This is a genomic window from Burkholderia theae (assembly GCF_048565265.1).
GTDB classification, from domain to species: Bacteria; Pseudomonadota; Gammaproteobacteria; order Burkholderiales; family Burkholderiaceae; genus Burkholderia; species Burkholderia theae.
In genome coordinates this window covers 3,238,226-3,254,986 of record NZ_CP183461.1, presented here as the reverse complement: position 1 = coordinate 3,254,986, position 16,761 = coordinate 3,238,226, and the positions used below count along the sequence as shown (strand labels likewise).

16 protein-coding genes are annotated in these 16,761 nt (G+C 68.7%); 10 read left to right on the top strand and 6 right to left on the bottom strand.

What is annotated here, in order from left to right; translation table 11 throughout:
- Positions 1 to 13 precede the first annotated feature (13 nt).
- Genes ACN22W_RS15335 through ACN22W_RS15325 form a run of 3 tightly spaced genes read right to left on the bottom strand, consistent with a single transcriptional unit; the run spans position 14 to position 2,975 of the window.
- Positions 14 to 1,459: a LutB/LldF family L-lactate oxidation iron-sulfur protein gene (locus ACN22W_RS15335; RefSeq protein WP_419685322.1), complete on the bottom strand. Its 1,446-nt coding sequence runs from the start codon at positions 1,457 to 1,459 to the stop codon at positions 14 to 16.
- Positions 1,456 to 2,181: a LutC/YkgG family protein gene (locus ACN22W_RS15330; RefSeq protein ID WP_419685321.1), complete on the bottom strand. Its 726-nt coding sequence runs from the start codon at positions 2,179 to 2,181 to the stop codon at positions 1,456 to 1,458. The genes ACN22W_RS15335 and ACN22W_RS15330 overlap by 4 nt, the downstream gene beginning before the upstream one ends.
- Entirely contained in the window at positions 2,178 to 2,975 is a 798-nt protein-coding gene (locus ACN22W_RS15325) for a (Fe-S)-binding protein (protein WP_419685320.1), read from the bottom strand. The genes ACN22W_RS15330 and ACN22W_RS15325 overlap by 4 nt, the downstream gene beginning before the upstream one ends.
- Positions 2,976 to 3,110: 135 nt before the next feature.
- On the opposite strand from ACN22W_RS15325, the gene ACN22W_RS15320 reads away from it, so the two are divergent.
- From ACN22W_RS15320 to ACN22W_RS15300, 5 genes are all read left to right on the top strand, one after another.
- Complete coding sequence (locus ACN22W_RS15320; RefSeq protein WP_419685319.1) at positions 3,111 to 3,824, top strand: FadR/GntR family transcriptional regulator; 714 nt, start codon at positions 3,111 to 3,113, stop codon at positions 3,822 to 3,824.
- Positions 3,825 to 4,068: 244 nt separating this feature from the next.
- On the top strand, positions 4,069 to 5,694 hold the full coding sequence (locus ACN22W_RS15315; protein ID WP_419685318.1) for a phospholipase D family protein: 1,626 nt from the start codon (positions 4,069 to 4,071) through the stop codon (positions 5,692 to 5,694).
- A 147-nt stretch (positions 5,695 to 5,841) separates the two neighbouring features.
- Complete coding sequence (locus ACN22W_RS15310; protein WP_048242764.1) at positions 5,842 to 6,615, top strand: class II aldolase/adducin family protein; 774 nt, start codon at positions 5,842 to 5,844, stop codon at positions 6,613 to 6,615.
- 354 nt (positions 6,616 to 6,969) lie between these two features.
- Positions 6,970 to 7,404, top strand: coding sequence for a CHRD domain-containing protein (locus ACN22W_RS15305; RefSeq protein WP_412023029.1), 435 nt, complete (start codon positions 6,970 to 6,972; stop codon positions 7,402 to 7,404).
- 89 nt (positions 7,405 to 7,493) lie between these two features.
- The gene (locus ACN22W_RS15300) at positions 7,494 to 8,456 is read left to right on the top strand and encodes an alpha/beta hydrolase (protein WP_419685317.1); all 963 of its coding nucleotides are present in this window, start codon (positions 7,494 to 7,496) and stop codon (positions 8,454 to 8,456) included.
- Here ACN22W_RS15300 and ACN22W_RS15295 read toward each other — a convergent pair.
- Entirely contained in the window at positions 8,426 to 9,268 is an 843-nt protein-coding gene (locus tag ACN22W_RS15295) for an EcsC family protein (RefSeq protein WP_419685316.1), read from the bottom strand. The genes ACN22W_RS15300 and ACN22W_RS15295 overlap by 31 nt on opposite strands.
- Positions 9,269 to 9,375: 107 nt before the next feature.
- Here ACN22W_RS15295 and ACN22W_RS15290 point away from each other — a divergent pair, with 107 nt between their 5' ends.
- Positions 9,376 to 10,971 carry an MDR family MFS transporter gene (locus tag ACN22W_RS15290; RefSeq protein WP_129512956.1) on the top strand — a complete coding sequence of 532 codons (1,596 nt, stop codon included), beginning with the start codon at positions 9,376 to 9,378 and terminating at the stop codon, positions 10,969 to 10,971.
- A 51-nt stretch (positions 10,972 to 11,022) separates the two neighbouring features.
- Entirely contained in the window at positions 11,023 to 11,469 is a 447-nt protein-coding gene (locus ACN22W_RS15285) for a MarR family winged helix-turn-helix transcriptional regulator (RefSeq protein WP_193099067.1), read from the top strand.
- A 112-nt stretch (positions 11,470 to 11,581) separates the two neighbouring features.
- Here ACN22W_RS15285 and ACN22W_RS15280 read toward each other — a convergent pair whose 3' ends face one another.
- Complete coding sequence (locus ACN22W_RS15280; RefSeq protein WP_048242758.1) at positions 11,582 to 12,163, bottom strand: DJ-1/PfpI family protein; 582 nt, start codon at positions 12,161 to 12,163, stop codon at positions 11,582 to 11,584.
- Positions 12,164 to 12,354: 191 nt separating this feature from the next.
- Positions 12,355 to 13,635 carry an amino acid deaminase gene (locus tag ACN22W_RS15275; protein ID WP_419685315.1) on the bottom strand — a complete coding sequence of 427 codons (1,281 nt, stop codon included), beginning with the start codon at positions 13,633 to 13,635 and terminating at the stop codon, positions 12,355 to 12,357.
- Between the two features lie 118 nt (positions 13,636 to 13,753).
- Here ACN22W_RS15275 and ACN22W_RS15270 point away from each other — a divergent pair, with 118 nt between their 5' ends.
- From ACN22W_RS15270 to ACN22W_RS15260, 3 genes are all read left to right on the top strand, one after another.
- Positions 13,754 to 14,683, top strand: a complete 930-nt coding sequence (locus ACN22W_RS15270; protein WP_419685314.1) for a MurR/RpiR family transcriptional regulator — start codon at positions 13,754 to 13,756, stop codon at positions 14,681 to 14,683.
- A gap of 2 nt (positions 14,684 to 14,685) precedes the next feature.
- Complete coding sequence (locus tag ACN22W_RS15265) at positions 14,686 to 16,167, top strand: N-acyl-D-amino-acid deacylase family protein (protein ID WP_419685313.1); 1,482 nt, start codon at positions 14,686 to 14,688, stop codon at positions 16,165 to 16,167.
- Between the two features lie 125 nt (positions 16,168 to 16,292).
- Entirely contained in the window at positions 16,293 to 16,679 is a 387-nt protein-coding gene (locus ACN22W_RS15260) for a RidA family protein (RefSeq protein WP_011353171.1), read from the top strand.
- Positions 16,680 to 16,761: the final 82 nt, after the last annotated feature.

Genomic DNA, 16,761 nt, shown 5'->3' with positions numbered 1-16,761 from the left:
GGAAAACGGTGTTCTATTCGGGCTGGCCGCGTGCGCGCAGCAGGTCGGACAGGCTGCGCGGCGCCGGTTCGAGCGGCGTGCGGTGCTGCGTCCAGCCCATCTGTTTCGCGGGCGTCAGCGCACGCAGGCGCGTCGCGGCCCAGCGGAACGTGCGGTACGCACGCGGATGCGCGAACGCGCCCGACCAGAAGCGCCACACGAGGTCTTCCGCGCGGTTGTAGTTCGCGCCCTGGCCGCGCAGCGGATGCGCGACGGGTTCGTCGGGCTTGCGGTTCGCCTCGGTGCGCAGCCGCACGAGCAGTTGCGGGATCGGGATCCGGACCGGGCACACCTCGCCGCACGCGCCGCACAGCGTCGACGCGGTCGGCAGGTCGGCCGTCGCGTCGAGGCCGAGCAGGTGCGGCGAGATGATCTTGCCGATCGGCCCCGGGTAGGTGGTTCCGTATGCGTGGCCGCCGATGCGCGTGTAGACGGGGCAGTGGTTCATGCACGCGCCGCAGCGGATGCATTGCAGCGTCGCGCGCAGCTGTTCGTCCGCGTAGGCCTGCGTGCGGCCGTTGTCGAGCAGCACGAGATGCAGCTCGCGCGGGCCGTCGCGTTCGCTGTCGCGGCGCGGGCCCGAAATCAGGTTGAAGTAGGTCGTGATCGCCTGACCGGTGGCCGAGCGCGTGAGCAGGCTCGACAGCGGCACGATGTGCTCGAGCTTCTCGACGACCTTCTCGATCCCCATGATCGCGATATGCGTGTCGGGCACCGTCGTCGACAGGCGGCCGTTGCCTTCGTTCTCGACGAGCCACAGCGTGCCCGTGTCGGCCGCCGCGAAGTTCACGCCGGACAGGCCGATGTCTGCGTCGGCGAACGCACGGCGCAGCGCGCGCCGGCCGGTCTGGATCAGCTCGTCGACGTCTTCCGTGTAGCGCGTGCCGGGGATGTGCGCCTCGAACAGTTCGGCGATGTCGCCGCGCGTCTTGTGGATCGCCGGCATCACGATATGCGACGGTTTCTCGCCCGCGAGCTGCACGATGAACTCGCCCATGTCGGACTCGATGCAGTCGACGCCGTGCTCCGCGAGGTAATGGTTCAGCTCGATTTCCTCGCTCGCCATCGACTTGCCCTTGATCACGCGGCGCGCCTTCTTCGCCTGCGCGATGTCGAGCACGATCGCGTTCGCGTCGGCGGCCGTCTCGGCCCAGTGCACGTGCACGCCGGCTTCGGTGAGCTTCGCCTCCAGTCGTTCGAGCAGCGCGGGCAACTGCGCGAGCGCGTGCTGTCGCACGGCTTCGCCGAGATCGCGCAACTGCTGCAGCTCGGTGTCGTCGGGGAACTGCGTCGCGCGCTTGCCCTGCAGGAAGTCCATCGCGCCGCGAAAGCTCTGGCGCAGCGCGGGATCGTCGAGCGCTGCGCGCGCGCGGGCCTTGAAGTCGCCGGGGGCGACGAATTGCAGCGTGCGGTCGCTCATCGCGGCAGGTCCTCGCAAGCGGTTGCGGCCGGCCGGTCGGCCGGGTCGGTGACGATCACGACCCACAGGCGGCGCGGGCCGTGCGCGCCATAAGCGAGCGTCTGCTGGATGTCGGAGGTCTTCGACGGCCCCGACACCAGCACGAGGTTGGTCGGCATGCCGGCGTGCCAGCGTTCCGCGTGCACGGCTGCGTGCAGATCTGCATGCAGCGTGCTTGCGTGGACGAGCGCGACATGCAGCGGCGGCACCAGCGACACCGTGCGTGGCGTGCCGGCATCGGGTGCGAGCACGACGGTGCCGGTTGCGGCGATACCCGAGCGCGCGACGGTGAAGCCCGCGTCGATCGTGTCGAACAGTTCGGCCTTCCATGCGTCGATCGGCCGGTCGAACGGCACGGGCGCGACCGTGTCGGGCAGCGCGCGGGCGAGGGCCGCGGATTCGGCGCGGTGCGGATCGAGCAGCAGGCGGCGCACGCCGGCGTCGGCGAGACGCGCGGCGAGCTGCGCGGGCCATTCGTCGCCGGCCGCGCACCAGACGTCCGCGTGCGATGCGGCGAGCGCGGTCTGCATCGCCTGGGCGAGCGCGTGCGGATCGCGCGCGGCCGATGCGCGGCGCGTGTCGAAATGCGTGTCGATGCGAGAGTCGAGTGCGGAGGCGGCCGTCGCGGCGACGCCCGGGGCCGTGGCGCGCAGGCGCGCGAGAATCGCGGCGCGCGCGTTCATTGCTGGTCTCCGCGCAACGACGTGGCGCCGGCCGTGCGGCGCCACAGGAAGCTCGCGAGATGTTCGACCGGCAGCGGCGCGCCGGACTTGGTCGCAGCGTGGCCGATGTTCAGCAGGCAGCCGCAGTCCGCGGACACGAGCCGGTCGCAGCCGGTCGCGCAGGCTGATGCGACCTTGTCGCGCACCATCGCGCCGGAGATGTCGGGATGTTTGAGCGAGAACGTGCCGCCGAAGCCGCAGCATTCGGATTCGCGTTCGTGTTCGATGCGCGTCACGCCCGGCAGCGCGTCGACGAGCGCGACGCCGTGTCCGCGCGTGCCCATTTCGCGCCGCGCCGCGCACGACGTGTGCAGCACGACGCGTTCGGCGGGCCCGGCGCTTGCCGCGGCCGCATCGAGTTGCACGTCGAGCACATGGACGAGGAATTCGGCGAGCTCGTAGGTCCGCTCCGCGATCGCGCGGGCCTTCGGGCCGTGGACCGGATCGTCGGCGAACAGCGCCGGCCAATGGTGCCGGATCATGCCCGCGCACGAGCCGGACGGTACGATCACGGGCCACGGCTCGGCGAACAGGTCGAGCTGCGCGGCCGCGACGCGGCGCGCTTCGTCGGGATTGCCGCTGCTGTAGGCCGGCTGCCCGCAGCAGCTCTGGCCGCGCGGGTAGTGGACCGTCAGGCCTTCGCGTTCCAGCAGACGGACCGTGTCGAGCCCCGCTTCGGGGACGAACAGGTCGACCAGGCAGGTCGCGAACAGGTAAACGTGCGCGGTGGCGGCGGGGTACTGCCTTTCGTTCATGTCTCGCTCCAGAGGCGACGGCCCGGCATGCGGATGCGGGACGACGATTTCGCTGCATAATTCCCGCGACGGCGCCGCAGTTCAAATTGGTTGGGCCAATCGGCGTGACGGGCATGACGGGAGGGGGACGCGACGATGGCAGCGATGACGGCACGGGGCCGGACCGAAGTGGTGATGCGCAAGATCGAGACGGCGCTGCTCGACGGCACCTGGCCGGCCGGTGCACGCCTGCCGGCCGAGCGCGTGCTCGCGCAGCAGTACGGTGTCGCGCGCAATACGGTGCGCGAGGCGACCCAGCGGCTCGTCGCGCGCGGGTTGCTGCAGAGCCGGCGCGGCGCGGGCGTGTACGTGACGGACCAGTTGCGCGCGGGCATCGCGTCGCCGTGGGGCCAGCTGGTCGCCGACCATCCGGCGCTGCGCGACGACATCCTCGAATTCCGCCGCGTGCTGGAAGGCGCGACCGCGTATTTCGCCGCGCTGCGGGCCGACGTGAACGACCGCCGCCGGATCCGCGCGCTGCTGCGCGAACTCGAAACCGCGCACGCGAACGACGACCGGACCGTCGAGGCCGCGACCGACGCGAAGCTGCACGAGGCGATCGCGCTCGCGTCGCGCAACACGATGTTCCTGCACCTCCATACGAGCGTGATCGGGATGCTGCGCGAGCACATTTCGATCAACGTGGTCGGCATGAGCGTGCAGAACGAGCAGGCGGACCAGTTGCTGCTGCAGCACCGCGCCGTGTGCGACGCGATCTGCGCGCACCGGCCCGAGGAGGCGCGCACCGCGATGCAGACGCACATCGATTACGTGCGCAGCCATTTCGAGCGTAGCGACGACGCGCGGTGAAATTGGTCGGACCGCTTCGGCGCATGGCCGGTGCGGCGGGCGGGGGCGACGGATGCATCGCCGGCTTCCGGACGGTGGCCGTTCGCCGGTGGCCCGCGCCGGCCGCCGCCTCCGCGGTGCGCCACCTACGCTTGCCGCGCGATTGACCGGTTCATCGGGCGCCCACTAGAATCGGCCGGAACCGCCCGCCAGCCGCGCGCCGCGGCGAATGCGGACTTTTGTTCCGCCAGTCGAGGAAGTTTCCGTGCTCACGTCTTTCATCCGGCGCGCGCCGGCCGCGCCGTCGTGGCGCGCCGTATGCGGCCCGGCCCGTGCGCTGGCCGTCTGCGTGTTGCTGTCGCTTATCGCCGCGTGCGCGACGCATCCGCCCGCCACCACGCTTGATCGCCCGGTTTCCCATGCATTGCCGCCCGATACGGCGACGCCGTTGCGCGACGCGCTGGCCGCGCCCGAGGCCGCGCATCCGGGCCAGTCTGGCTTCCGGCTGCTGCCCGACGGCGCCGCGGCGCTTCAGATGCGCATCGCGCTCGCCCGCGCGGCGACGAAGACGCTCGACATGCAGTACTACATCGCGACCGAGGACACGACCGGCAAGCTGCTGCTCGCCGCGGCGCTCTACGCGGCCGATCGCGGCGTGCGCGTGCGGATGCTGGTCGACGACCTGAACTTCCGCGACATCGATCGCATCATGGCCGCGCTGAACACGCACCCGAACATCGAGATCCGCGTGTTCAACCCGTTCGGCGCATCGCAGCAGCGCATGGCGGAGCGCACGGCCAACTTCTTCACGCGCATCGACAGCTTCACGCGCCGGATGCACAACAAGGCGATGATCGCGGACAACCAGATCGCGATCGTCGGCGGCCGCAATCTCGGCGATGAATACTTCAGCGCGAGCCCGACGCTGCAGTTTCGCGATCTCGACGTGCTCGCCGCGGGCCCCGTGACGAACGACATCTCGGCAAGCTTCGACACCTATTGGGCGAGCGCGAGCAGCTATCCGCTGAGCGTGCTGAATCACCAGTCGTTCGATCCGAAGGATCTCGACGCGATGCGCGACGAGTTGCGCGACCACTGGCGCAAGAACGCCGATCCGTACAACGCGAAGCCGCTGAACGCGACACCGCTCGCGCAGCAGATCGCGCGCGACGAGCTCGCGCTCGTGTGGGCGCCGGCCGAGTTTCAGGCCGACGCACCCGACAAGGTTGCGCAGCCAACCGACGCGTACGTGAGCCCGCCGATGCAGCGCCTCGTCGAGCTGACGCGCGGCGCGCAGCAGGAATTCCTCGCGTTCTCGCCGTATTTCGTGCCGCACGACGCGGGCGTGAAGATCCTCGGCGACGCGACCGCGCGCGGCGTGCGCGTCGCGATCCTGACGAATTCGCTCGCCGCGACCGACGCGGTCGCCGTGCAGGCCGGCTACGGGCCGTACCGCGTGCCGCTGCTGCAGCACGGCGTCGAGTTGTACGAGTTCAAGGCGCAGCCCGGCCGGCAGCGCCCGCGCCTGTTCGGGTCGGGCTCGCGGGCGAGCCTGCACGCGAAGGCGTACGTGATCGACCGGAAGATTCTCGTGATCGGCTCGATGAACCTCGATCCGCGCTCGGCGCACCTGAATACCGAACTGGCGCTCGTGATCCACAGCCCGGCGCTCGCGCAGCAGGTCGCGACGATCTTCACGCGCGTGACGCAGCCGGACGAAAGCTATCGCGTGAGCCTCGCGACGCCGGCGGGCGGCGGCGCGCCCGCACTCGAATGGACCGGTACGGACAACGGCCGGCCGACCACCTATCACGTGGATCCGGGCGCGGGGCTGCTGCGCAACCTGATGACCGGCATCTTCATGTTGCTGCCGGTCGACGATCAGCTTTAAGGGACCGAAGCGCTCCGGCTAAACCCGCGTTAACGGTGCGTCGGGAAAGGTGATATGGTTGTGTGCGCAACCATGATGGCGGTGTGACGATGCCACCCGACGGCCCGCGCCACGCGGGCCGCGCACACCCGCAACCGGAGTTCCTCCATGCAACGTGTACCGAACCAGCCGTTCACGCGTCCCGCCCGCTTCTCCGAAGCCGAATGGCAGGCGCGCGTGCAGCTCGCGGCGGCGTATCGCATCTTCGATCATCTCGGCTGGACCGAGCTGATCTACAACCATATCTCGCTGCGCGTGCCGGGCGAGGACGGACATTTCCTGATCAACCCGTTCGGGCTCCATTACCGCGAGGTGTGCGCGTCGAACCTCGTGAAGATCGATATCGACGGCAACGTGATCGGTCATTCCGACTGGCCGATCAATCCGGCCGGCTTCACGTTCCACAGCGCGATCCATGCGGCGCTGCCCGATGCGCACTGCGTGATGCACGTGCACACGACGCCCACGATGGCCGTGTGCTGTTCGCGCGACGGGCTGTCGTTCTCGAATTTCTATTCGGCGCAGTTGTACGGGAAGATCGCGTATCACGACTTCGAGGGCATCACCGTGCATCTCGAAGAGGGGCGGCGCATCGTCGAGAGCGCCGGCGGGCGGCCCGTGCTGCTGCTGCGCAATCACGGGCCCGTGACGATCGGCGCGACGCTCGCGCAGACGTTCTCGCTGATGTGGCTGCTCAATCGCGCGTGCGAGGTGCAGGTCGCGACGCATGCGATCGGCGATGCGCTGCCGATCGCGCCGCCCGTGCTCGAGGCGTGCGTGCGCGATTCGCTGAATTTCGACCCGAAGCATGGCGCGGGGCAGGATGCGTTCGACGCGCTGCAGCGCATCGTCGATCGCATCGATCCCGGTTATCGCGCGTGACGCGAAGCGCTGCGTTCACTGGCGGCGCACGCAAAAAAAACGCGGCCGGGTGGCCGCGTGAATACTCGCAGACTCCTTCGGACGAAGGAAACAAGCAACTGTGAAACGAAGTGTAGCGAAAGGCCGCACGCGGATTCAGCCGTCAGGCTGCAAAGGTCCGTTCCAGGTTGACGCAGACTGACGCGACGTGCGGCGTCCACCGCGCGAGATAGCCGGCCGCGTGCGGCGCCATCAAGGGTGGTGCGGCGATTCGCAGCATGGCCGTTCGGCGGACTGCCGGCGCATCGGCGATCGACTACCATCATGTCTGGCGCCCCCGCTCGGGCGGCGTACAACGTCGTACAAGGAGAGTCCATGCTCAAGCTGCGTTTGCTCCAGGTCGCGTTACTCGCGGGCGTGCTGGCCGCCGGCAGCGCCGCCGCCGAAACGGTGCGCCTGTCCGCCAATCTCCAGCCGTCGAGCGAAGTGCCGCCAACCGCGACCAAGGGTTCGGGCGCCGTCGATGCCACCTACGACACGGCCACGCACACGCTGCAGTGGACGGCGACTTACGAACACCTCACGGGTCCGGCCACCGCCGCGCATTTCCATGGGCCCGCGCCGGTCGGCCAGAATGCGGGCGTGCAGGTGCCGATTCCGAAGGACGAGCTGGCGAGCCCGATCAAGGGTTCGAAGGTGCTCACCGATGCGCAGGTCACCGACCTGATGGGCGGCAAGTGGTACTTCAACGTCCATACGAAGGAGCACCCGTCCGGCGAGATCCGTGGCCAGGTGATGCCGGCGAACTGAGCGCCGGCGTTTGATATAGAGGCACCTGTCGAGCGGTGCGGGAACGTTCGCACGTACCATCGTCACACTGCGATGACGGAGTGGGTCCGATGAGTTGGCAAAGCAAGTTCGCCTGCTGGCTGCTGCGCTGGCAGTTCCGTCCCGAGACCACGCGCGAGGTGCTCGATCCCGCCCGCGCACGGCGTTTTACCGACCTGCGGATGTTCGTGCCGCGCCGCGCGCGGTCGGGCTACCGGCTGCGCCAATGTTACGGCGCGGGCGACGCGCCGCTGCGCGGCGAATGGCTCGAACGCACCGACGCGGTCGCGGGTCGCAGCCCCGGCCGCACGCTGCTGTATTTCCACGGCGGCGGTTATTACTTCTGTTCGACGAAGACCCATCGGCCGCTCGTGTTCGGCCTGACGAAGCGCGCCGGCGTGCGCTCGTTCTCGCTCGACTACCGGCTTGCGCCCGAAAACCGTTTCCCGGCCGCGCTCGACGATGCGCTGGCCGCGTACCGGCAACTGCTCGCGCTCGGCACGCCGCCCGAGTCGATCGTGCTCGGGGGCGATTCGGCGGGCGGCGGCCTTGCACTCGCGACGCTCGTCGCGCTGCGCGATCGCGGCGAGCCGCTGCCGGCCGGCGCGATCCTGTTCTCGCCGTGGACCGACCTGGCGGCCACCGGCGACACGCTGCGCACCAACGACGGCGCCGATCCGATGTTTGCCGGCGCGGCGCTGCCGAAGGCCGCGAAGCTCTACCTCGGCGACGCACCGGCGACGCATCCGTACGCGTCGCCGCTCTATGCGGATTTCGCGGGCCTGCCGCCGCTCTACATCCAGGTCGGCAGCACCGAGGTGCTGCTCGACGATTCGCGCCGCGTCGCCGAGAAGGCGAAGGCGGCCGGCGTGGCGGTGGAGATCGAGGTGTGGCCGGACATGCCGCACGTGTGGCAGCTATACGCGCCGATGGTGCCGGAAGCGCGCGACGCGCTCGACCGCGCGGCCGCGTTCCTGCGCCGCGTCGCGGTCGAACGCGCGGTTCAGCGCGTCGGCGAGGCGTCGATCGCCTGATAGGCGGCCTTGACGGCCACCGAACCGTACTTGCGCTCGAGCCGGCGCACGGTGAAGTGGCCGTGCGCCATCTGCTGGAAGTGGTCGATGAACAGCGTGTTGACGGTCGCGCCGAGCACGGCGCCGATCGCCGGAATCGACTTCGCGGCCATCTGCTCGGTCACCTGCACCGAGAAGCGCGATGCCACCGTCTGCACGAGCTTGAACACGGCCGCCGAGCTGTGCGCGGCGATGCCTTTCGTCGTGATGTCCGACGATGCCTTCGAGATGGCTTGCGCGAGTGCGCCGCGCAGCACGAAATAGCCGAGATCGGCGTCCTCTTCCTGCTTGTCCGGGTTGCCGCCCATGCCGAGCACGGCCAGGCATTGCAGCTGCGTATCGACCGACGTCAGGTCCTCGCCTTCGCTGCGCGCGATGTCGCACACCGAGCGGAAGATCAGCGTGGTCGTCACCGGCAGCTCGACCGGCAGCGCGAGAAAGCCGAACGCGCCGCCCGCCGCGCCGGTCGTCGCGACCGCGAGCTTGCGCAGCAGGTTGCTCGGCTTGTCGGGCTCGGCGTCCGGCGCCGGCGGCTTGCCGAGCGTGCGCAGCGCGATGTTCAGGCACTTGCGCAGTGCGAGCTGCGTCGCGTCGTTGATCTTGCCGGTCGCGAAATCCGGCAGCCGGGCGATCATTTTCTCGACCGGCGCGCCGAGCATGCCCGTCAGCTTCATCGTCAACGACGGGCTTTCGAGCACCTGCTTCGCGCGCCACAGTGCGTCCCGATCCTCCTGCGACAGGGATATCGCGGGGGTGATTGAAATCGGTTCCATCATTCTCCTTGGCGGCCGGGGTCGGTTTGACCATCGCCAGCCTAGATTACTCCGCCATGCTAGAATTTTAAGATTGATTGACTCGTCAAAAGTTGCATCAACAAAAAATGGCCGTCCACACTGCCGCCCACCATTCGAGCGGGCAAGTCTTGCCATTCCGCGAATCGCTGCTGGCGATGATCGGGATCTCGTTCGTCACCATGCTCGTCGCGCTCGACCAGACCGTCGTCGGCACCGCGCTGCCGACCATCGTCGCCGAACTCCGGGGCTTCGACCTGTACGCGTGGGTCGCGACCTCGTACCTGCTCAGTTCCGTGATCACGGTGCCGATCTTCGGCCGGCTCGGCGACTATTACGGCCGCAAGCCGTTCGTGATCGTGTCGATCATCGTGTTCACCGGCGCGTCCGTGCTGTGCGGCATGGCCAACGACATGCTGTATCTCGTGCTCGCGCGCGGGCTGCAGGGGATCGGCGGCGGGATGCTGGTCGGCACCGCGTTCGCGTGCATTCCCGACCTGTTTCCCGATTCCGTCGTGCGGCTGCGCTGGCAGGTGCTGATGAGCTCCGCGTTCGGCATCGCGAACGCGGTCGGCCCGTCGCTCGGCGGCGTGCTGACCCAGTCGTTCGGCTGGCGATCGGTGTTCTACGTGAACCTGCCGGTCGGCCTGCTGTCGCTGCTGTTCGTGTGGCGCTACCTGCCGCACCTGCGCCACGTCGAGCACGATCGCAAGATGCGGCTCGACTGGCCGGGCGCGCTGCTGATCGCACTGTCGCTCGGCTCGCTGCAACTGTTCGTCGAATGGCTGCCGAAGTACGGCGTTGCGAGCTGGGCGTCGCTGCTGCTCGTCGTCGCGGTCGCGGCCGGCGTCGGCCTGTGGCACTGGGAAAAGCGCGCCGCGCAGCCGATTCTGCCGTTCGACATGTTCGGCAACCGCGCGCTGTCGGCGCTCTTCGTGCTCGCGATCCTCGCCGGCTTCTCGATGTTCTCGCTGCTGTTCTACGCGCCGCTGCTGTTCCAGGGCGGTTTCGGGATGTCGCCGAAGGAGGCGGGGCTCGTGATCACGCCGCTCGTCGTGTTCATCACGATCGGCAGCATCATGAATGGCCGCGTCGTCACGCGCATCCGCAATCCGAACGCGATGCTGCACGTCGGCTTCGTGCTGTTCGCGATCACGTGCGCAGGCATCGTCGTGTCGACGCACACGACGCCGACCTGGATGCTGATGGCGCTGATGGTCGCGGGCGGCATCGGGCTCGGCTTCGTGCTGCCGAACCTCACCGTGTTCGCGCAGCAGACGGCCGGCCGCGAGCACCTCGGCATCGCGACGGCGCTGCTGCAATCGCTGCGGATGGTCGGCGGGATGGTCGGCACCGCGCTGACGGGCACGCTCGTCAACCAGATGTATTCGGGCGGCGTGCGCAATGCGCTGTCGGCCGACCATGCGATGCAGTGGCATGCGCAGCTCGCCGATCCGCAGATCCTGATCGATCGCACCGCGCAGGGCAGTCTCGTCGCCGAGCTGACGCGTGCCGGGCATAATGGCGCGCTGCTGCTGGAAGCGGCCCGCGAATCGCTGGTCAGCGCGATTCACCTGGGCGTCGCGATGGCGGCCGTCATCGCCGTGGTGTCGGTGTGGCAGTGCCGCCGCGTGCCGCCGATCGCGCTGCGGCGCAAGATCGAGCCGCATGTCGCGGCCGACTGACGGATTGACCGATTCAACGATTCACCGATTTACCGGAAACGAAATCAGCGCATGGAAGAACAGGACCGCGTCGCGATCTTGCAGCAATTCGGACGCACGTATCGCGCGTTCATGACCGCGTTCGAAACGCACGTCGGGCAGCCGATGCCGCGCTGGCGCATCATGGTCGCGTTGCACACGATGGGCGGGCATTCGTCGCAGAAGCGGCTCGTCGAAGTGCTGCGCATCGATCCGGGTGCGCTCACGCGCCAGTTGAAGTCGCTCGACGCGCTCGGCTGGATCGAGCGCGAATCCGACGCGCGCGACAACCGCGTGACCAATGTCACGCTGACGGACGACGGCCGCGCCGCGTTCGACGCATGCCTGCCGCGCCGCAAGGCGTTTCTCGAGCAGACGATGGCGCAGTTGCCGGACGACGTGCTGAATGCGCTGTCGGGCGCACTGGCGATGCTCGAATCGCGAATCGCGGACGTCGGTTCGACGCCGGTCGCGCGCTGACGCACGGCGCGGGCAGGCGCGTCAGCCGCGCCCGCGACCGATCGCCACCGGCAGGCGGGCACGTTATTCCGCTGCCGGCCGGCGCTTCATCTCATCTCGATTCACTTCAGGTTTACAGCTCGATGCGCGTTCCCAGCAGCGCGAGGAACTGCGCGAGCCATGCCGGATGCGCGGGCCACGCGGGCGCGGTGACGAACGGTGCATCGGTCACGGCCGCATCGACCGGGATGTCCGCGTATTCGCCGCCAGCAAGCTTCACCTCGGGCGCGCAGGCCGGGTAGGCCGAGATGCGCTTGCCGCGGATCACGTCGGCGGCCGCGAGCAGTTGCGCCGCGTGGCAGATCGCGGCGATCGGCTTGCCGGCCTCGGCGAACGCGCGCACGAGCGCGATCACCTTCGGGTCGAGTCGCAGGTATTCGGGGGCGCGGCCGCCCGCGATCGCGAGCGCGTCGTAGCGCGACGCGTCGACGTCGTCGAACGCGGCGTTCAGCGTGAACTGGTGGCCGGGTTTCTCGGTGTAGGTCTGGTCGCCTTCGAAATCGTGGATCGCGGTCTTGATCTTGTCGCCCGCGCGCTTGCCCGGGCAGACTGCATCGACGTGGTGGCCGACGGCCTGCAGCGCCTGGAACGGCACCATCGTTTCGTAGTCTTCGGCGAAATCGCCGGTCAGGAACAGGATCTTCTTCGCGGCCATGGCTTTCTCCAGTGAAGCGGCGTGAGGGCCCGTTCGCGCCGTGCGCGGCAGACGGGCGCAACGGCCCCGAGGCGCCGTTGCGCAGCACGCAACAGCCCGCCCCGAGGGCGAAAGCGCAGTGTACTCCGGCAGATTGAAGCGCGCGTGACGGCCGCCCCGCGCGAGCGGCGGGGCGGTGCGCGCAACGCGCGTCAGAAGAAGGTTTCGACGACTTCCGTCACGCGGAACTGCGGATCGAGCACGAGCACCTGGCGCCACTTGTCGAACGTCAGGCACGGATGCGAGATGTCGAACGCAACCATGTCGCCGACCTTCACGTCCGCGCCCGGCGGGATCTGCAGGTACGCGTGCTGGTCCATCATCCCGGTGACGGCCCAGCCTTCGGTGGCGGCGACGTCGCGCGGCGCGCTGTCGCGGCCCGGGCGGAAGTGGCGCGCCGGCTCGGGCAGGCCCGCGTCGAACGCCGCGTCGCGCTTGCCGAGCGCGACGATCGCGCGGTCGGCTTCCGGCACCGACTGCACGTACGCCCACAGCTGCAGCGCGGGCAGCAGCCCTTCGCCCATCGTGCGTGCGATCGGGTTGCGTGCGAACACGTCGGTCTGCGCCTTCTTGTAGACGCCGACGTCGTGCGTCAGGTAGCAGCCCGGACGCAGCACGACTTCCGCGAAGCCCGCGTTGGACGCCTTCGCGAATTCTTCCGCGACCACGTCGTACCACGCCGAACCGGCGCCGGACAGGATTGCCGGCGTGCGCGCGAAGCGGCCCGCGTCGGTCAGCTCGCGCGTGAGCGCGACCGCTTCCTGCAGAAATGCGCGGATCTCGCCTTCCTCTTTCAGCACGCCTTCATACAGCTCGATGCCGGCCAGCTTCAGCGTGTCCGGATAACGCGCGAGCGCGGCGAGCACGGCTTCGCGCTGCGCGGCATCGCGCACACCCGCGCGGCCGCCCGGCACGCCGAGCTCGAGCAACACGTTCAGCGGCTTCTTCAAATCGCCGAAGAAGCGGCCGAGCTGGTCGACGCTCTCGGCGGAATCGACGAGGCAGAAGAATTCGAAGTCGGGATCGGACAGCAGCCCGGCGATGATCGTCATGTTCTGGCGGCCGACGAGCTGGTTCGCGAGCAGCACGCGCCGCACGCCGCCGTGATACGCGGCCTGCGTCTGGTGCGCGGTCGCGAGCGTGATGCCCCACGCGCCCGCGTCGAGCTGGCGGCGGAACAGTTGCGGCGCCATCGTCGTCTTGCCGTGCGGCGCAAACTTGACGCCATACTGCTGGACGAATGCCTGCATCCAGTTCAGGTTGTGTTCGATGCGATCCTCGTAGAGCACGGCAGCCGGCAGGCTGACGTCTTCCGCGAGCAGGTTCCACTCGAGGCGGCCCGCGTCGCCCAGCGGCACGCTCGCGCTCGGCAGATTGCCGAGACCCTTGCCGAACGGATCGATCGTCGCTTCCTGATAGTTTGTAACTTTCATGTCAATCTGCTCCATCATCACTATGCATTGCACTGAAGTTGACATGCAGATGGTACAGAAAGTAGGATTTGCGCGGTGATGTTATTTAGTAACATCAAGCTCCCCATCCTTTCCGCAGATGAATACGCCCGCTACTCCGTCCGCTTCGCACGCGGTCGAGCCTCATCCGGCTCCGCCGGTCCTCGACATCGTCGCGCGGATCGCCGAATGCGCGCCCGAGCTGCGTGAAGCCGAGCGCAAGGTCGCCGCGTTCATCCTTGCCGATCTCGCGCGCGCCGCGCATGCAAGTATCGGCGCGCTCGCTCGCGACGCGGAAGTCAGCGTCGCGACCGTCACGCGTTTCGCGAAGGCGGTCGGCTGCCGCGACGTGCGCGAACTGAAGGTGCTCGTCGCGCAGGCGGCGGCTGTTGGCCAGCGCTTTCTCGTACCGTCCGACGAGGCACCGGCCGACGACACGAACCCCGCATCGGTCGTCTACGACGAGATCCGCCTGGCGCTCGCGCACAACCACCAGTTGCTGCGCAACACGTCGTTCGACGCGGCGGCCGAGCTGCTCGCCGGCGCGAAGATGATCTACGTGTACGGGCAGGGCGGCGGCTCGACCGCGCTCGCCGACGAGTTGCGCTTCCGGCTCGTGCGCTTCGGCCGGCCGGTCGCGACCTATCAGGACAGCCTGCTGCAGCGGATGGTGTCCGCGACGCTGTCGCGCGACGCCGTCGTCGTCGCGCTGTCGGTCAGCGGGCGAGTGCCCGAGCTGCTCGAAAGCTGCCGGCTCGCGCAGCGCTATGGCGCGAAGCTGATCGTGATCACGGCGCCGGCTTCCCCGCTCGCGAAGCTGGCCGACCACCTGATTCCGGTCGTCGCGTTCGAAACCGATTTCATTTACAAGCCGTCGACATCGCGTTACGCGATGATGATGGCGATCGACGTGCTCGTCACCGGAGTCGCGTTGCGGCTCGGCGATGCGGGCCGAGAATCGTTGCGCCGCATCAAGCATGCGCTCGATGCGCATCGCGGCGGCGGAGACCGTCAACCGGTAGGAGACTGAACATGCATTCGCATCCCGAAGCGGCCGATACGTTGATCGTCGGCGCGCAGCTTTACGACGGTACCGGTGCGCCGCCCGTCACGCGCGACGTCGCGATCCGCAACGGCGTGATCGCGGCGATCGGCAACCTGTCGAACTGGCTCGCCGAGACCGTCGTCGATGCGGACGGCCGCGCGCTCGCGCCGGGCTTCGTCGACGTGCACACGCACGACGACACGCACGTGATCCGCGCGCCGCAGATGCTGCCGAAGATCTCGCAGGGCGTGACGACCGTGATCGTCGGCAACTGCGGGATCAGCGCGTCGCCGGTGACGCTCGCGGGCGATCCGCCCGACCCGATGAACCTGCTCGGCGAGCGCGGCGCGTTCCGGTACCCGACCTTCGCCGACTACGTCGCGGCCGTGAACGACGCGCGTCCGGCCGTCAACGTCGCGGCGCTCGTCGGCCACACGGCGCTGCGCAACAACCAGATGGACCGCCTCGACCGCGCGGCGACCGACGGCGAAATCGCCGGGATGCGCGCGCAGCTCGAGGAGGCGCTCGCGAACGGCGCGCTCGGGTTGTCGTCGGGCCTCGCGTACGGCTCCGCGTTCGCGGCGCCGGCCGAGGAAGTGATGGCTCTCGCCGAGCCGCTCGCGAATGCGGGCGCGCTGTACACCACGCACATGCGCACCGAGTTCGACGCGATCCTCGATGCGATGGACGAGGCGTATCGCGTCGGCCGCCATGCGCGGGTGCCGGTAGTGATCTCGCACCTGAAATGCGCGGGCCCGTCGAACTGGGGGCGCAGCACCGAAGTGCTCGCGTCGCTCGAAGGTGCGCGTCGTTACCAGCCGGTCGGCTGCGACTGCTATCCGTACAGCCGCAGTTCGTCGACGCTCGACCTGAAGCAGGTGACGGGCGACATCGACATCACGATCACGTGGTCGGAGCCGCATCCGGAAGTCGCGGGCAAGCTGCTGAAGGCGATCGCGGCCGACTGGGGTGTATCCGAGCAGGAAGCCGCGCAGCGTATCCGCCCGGCCGGCGCCGTGTACCACAACATGTCCGAGGACGACGTGCGCCGGATCCTGTCGCACCCCGCGACGATGGTCGGTTCGGACGGCCTGCCGAACGATCCGCTGCCGCACCCGCGGCTGTGGGGCGCGTTCCCGCGCGTGCTCGGCCATTACGTGCGCGACACGAACCTGCTGCCGCTCGAGGAGGCGATCCGCAAGATGACGTCGCTGTCCGCGCGCCGCTACGGGATCGCGCGGCGCGGCGAGGTGCATGTCGGTTACCACGCGGATCTCGTGCTGTTCGACCCGGCGCGCGTGATCGACGCCGCGACGTTCGAGCAGCCGCAGCAGCCCGCGCACGGGATCGACGCCGTGTGGGTGAACGGCGTGCTGACCTACGAGAACGGCCAGCCGACCGGCGAGCGCGCCGGTGGCTTCGTCGCACGCGGCGAGCGCGTGCCGGCGAGCGCCGACGCCGCGTTCTGAGCGCGGCGTCGGGTTCGATCTTCCGCGCGTGCCGCTGCCGGCGCGCGCATCCGCAACCGAGCGTTGCATGGGATCCGGGTCAGCGCTGAAGCGCGGCGCGGGTCGACAAAACAAGGAGTGAAACGATGAAGCGATATGGCGTAGGCGAAGCGAAGGGTACGGGCGGCCAGGTGATGCCGTTCGCGCGTGCGGTCGAGGCCGACGGCTGGCTGTACGTGTCGGGCCAGACGCCGATGGTGAACGGCGAGGTCGTCGAAGGCGGGATCGTCACGCAGTCGAAGCAGACGATCGAGAACGTGATCGCGATCCTGAAGGAAGCCGGTTACGGCCTCGAGCACGTCGTGCGCTGCGGCGTGTGGCTCGACGACGCGCGCGATTTCGCGTCGTTCAACAAGGTGTTCATCTCGTACTTCGGCGAGCATCCGCCGGCACGCGCATGCGTGCAGTCGAGCATGGTGATCGACTGCAAGGTCGAGGTCGACTGCATCGCGTACAAGGCGCCGGCGAAGTAACGCGGCTGCGCTCCCCGCGCACAGCAAAACAGCCCGGTCGGTGAATGCCGACCGGGCTGTTTCGTTTGGGGTTCGCCGTGAT

Bases quoted from the DNA above. Each gene is read 5' to 3' on its own strand.
- ACN22W_RS15300 (WP_419685317.1), top strand. From the start codon at position 7,494: ATGAGTTGGCAAAGCAAGTTCGCCTGCTGGCTGCTGCGCTGGCAGTTC.
- ACN22W_RS15270 (WP_419685314.1), top strand. From the start codon at position 13,754: ATGAATACGCCCGCTACTCCGTCCGCTTCGCACGCGGTCGAGCCTCAT.
- ACN22W_RS15280 (WP_048242758.1), bottom strand. From the start codon at position 12,163: ATGGCCGCGAAGAAGATCCTGTTCCTGACCGGCGATTTCGCCGAAGAC.
- ACN22W_RS15265 (WP_419685313.1), top strand. From the start codon at position 14,686: ATGCATTCGCATCCCGAAGCGGCCGATACGTTGATCGTCGGCGCGCAG.
- ACN22W_RS15260 (WP_011353171.1), top strand. From the start codon at position 16,293: ATGAAGCGATATGGCGTAGGCGAAGCGAAGGGTACGGGCGGCCAGGTG.
- ACN22W_RS15335 (WP_419685322.1), bottom strand. From the start codon at position 1,459: ATGAGCGACCGCACGCTGCAATTCGTCGCCCCCGGCGACTTCAAGGCC.
- ACN22W_RS15295 (WP_419685316.1), bottom strand. From the start codon at position 9,268: ATGGAACCGATTTCAATCACCCCCGCGATATCCCTGTCGCAGGAGGAT.
- ACN22W_RS15325 (WP_419685320.1), bottom strand. From the start codon at position 2,975: ATGAACGAAAGGCAGTACCCCGCCGCCACCGCGCACGTTTACCTGTTC.
- ACN22W_RS15310 (WP_048242764.1), top strand. From the start codon at position 5,842: ATGCAACGTGTACCGAACCAGCCGTTCACGCGTCCCGCCCGCTTCTCC.
- ACN22W_RS15330 (WP_419685321.1), bottom strand. From the start codon at position 2,181: ATGAACGCGCGCGCCGCGATTCTCGCGCGCCTGCGCGCCACGGCCCCG.
- ACN22W_RS15320 (WP_419685319.1), top strand. From the start codon at position 3,111: ATGGCAGCGATGACGGCACGGGGCCGGACCGAAGTGGTGATGCGCAAG.
- ACN22W_RS15275 (WP_419685315.1), bottom strand. From the start codon at position 13,635: ATGAAAGTTACAAACTATCAGGAAGCGACGATCGATCCGTTCGGCAAG.
- ACN22W_RS15305 (WP_412023029.1), top strand. From the start codon at position 6,970: ATGCTCAAGCTGCGTTTGCTCCAGGTCGCGTTACTCGCGGGCGTGCTG.
- ACN22W_RS15285 (WP_193099067.1), top strand. From the start codon at position 11,023: ATGGAAGAACAGGACCGCGTCGCGATCTTGCAGCAATTCGGACGCACG.
- ACN22W_RS15290 (WP_129512956.1), top strand. From the start codon at position 9,376: ATGGCCGTCCACACTGCCGCCCACCATTCGAGCGGGCAAGTCTTGCCA.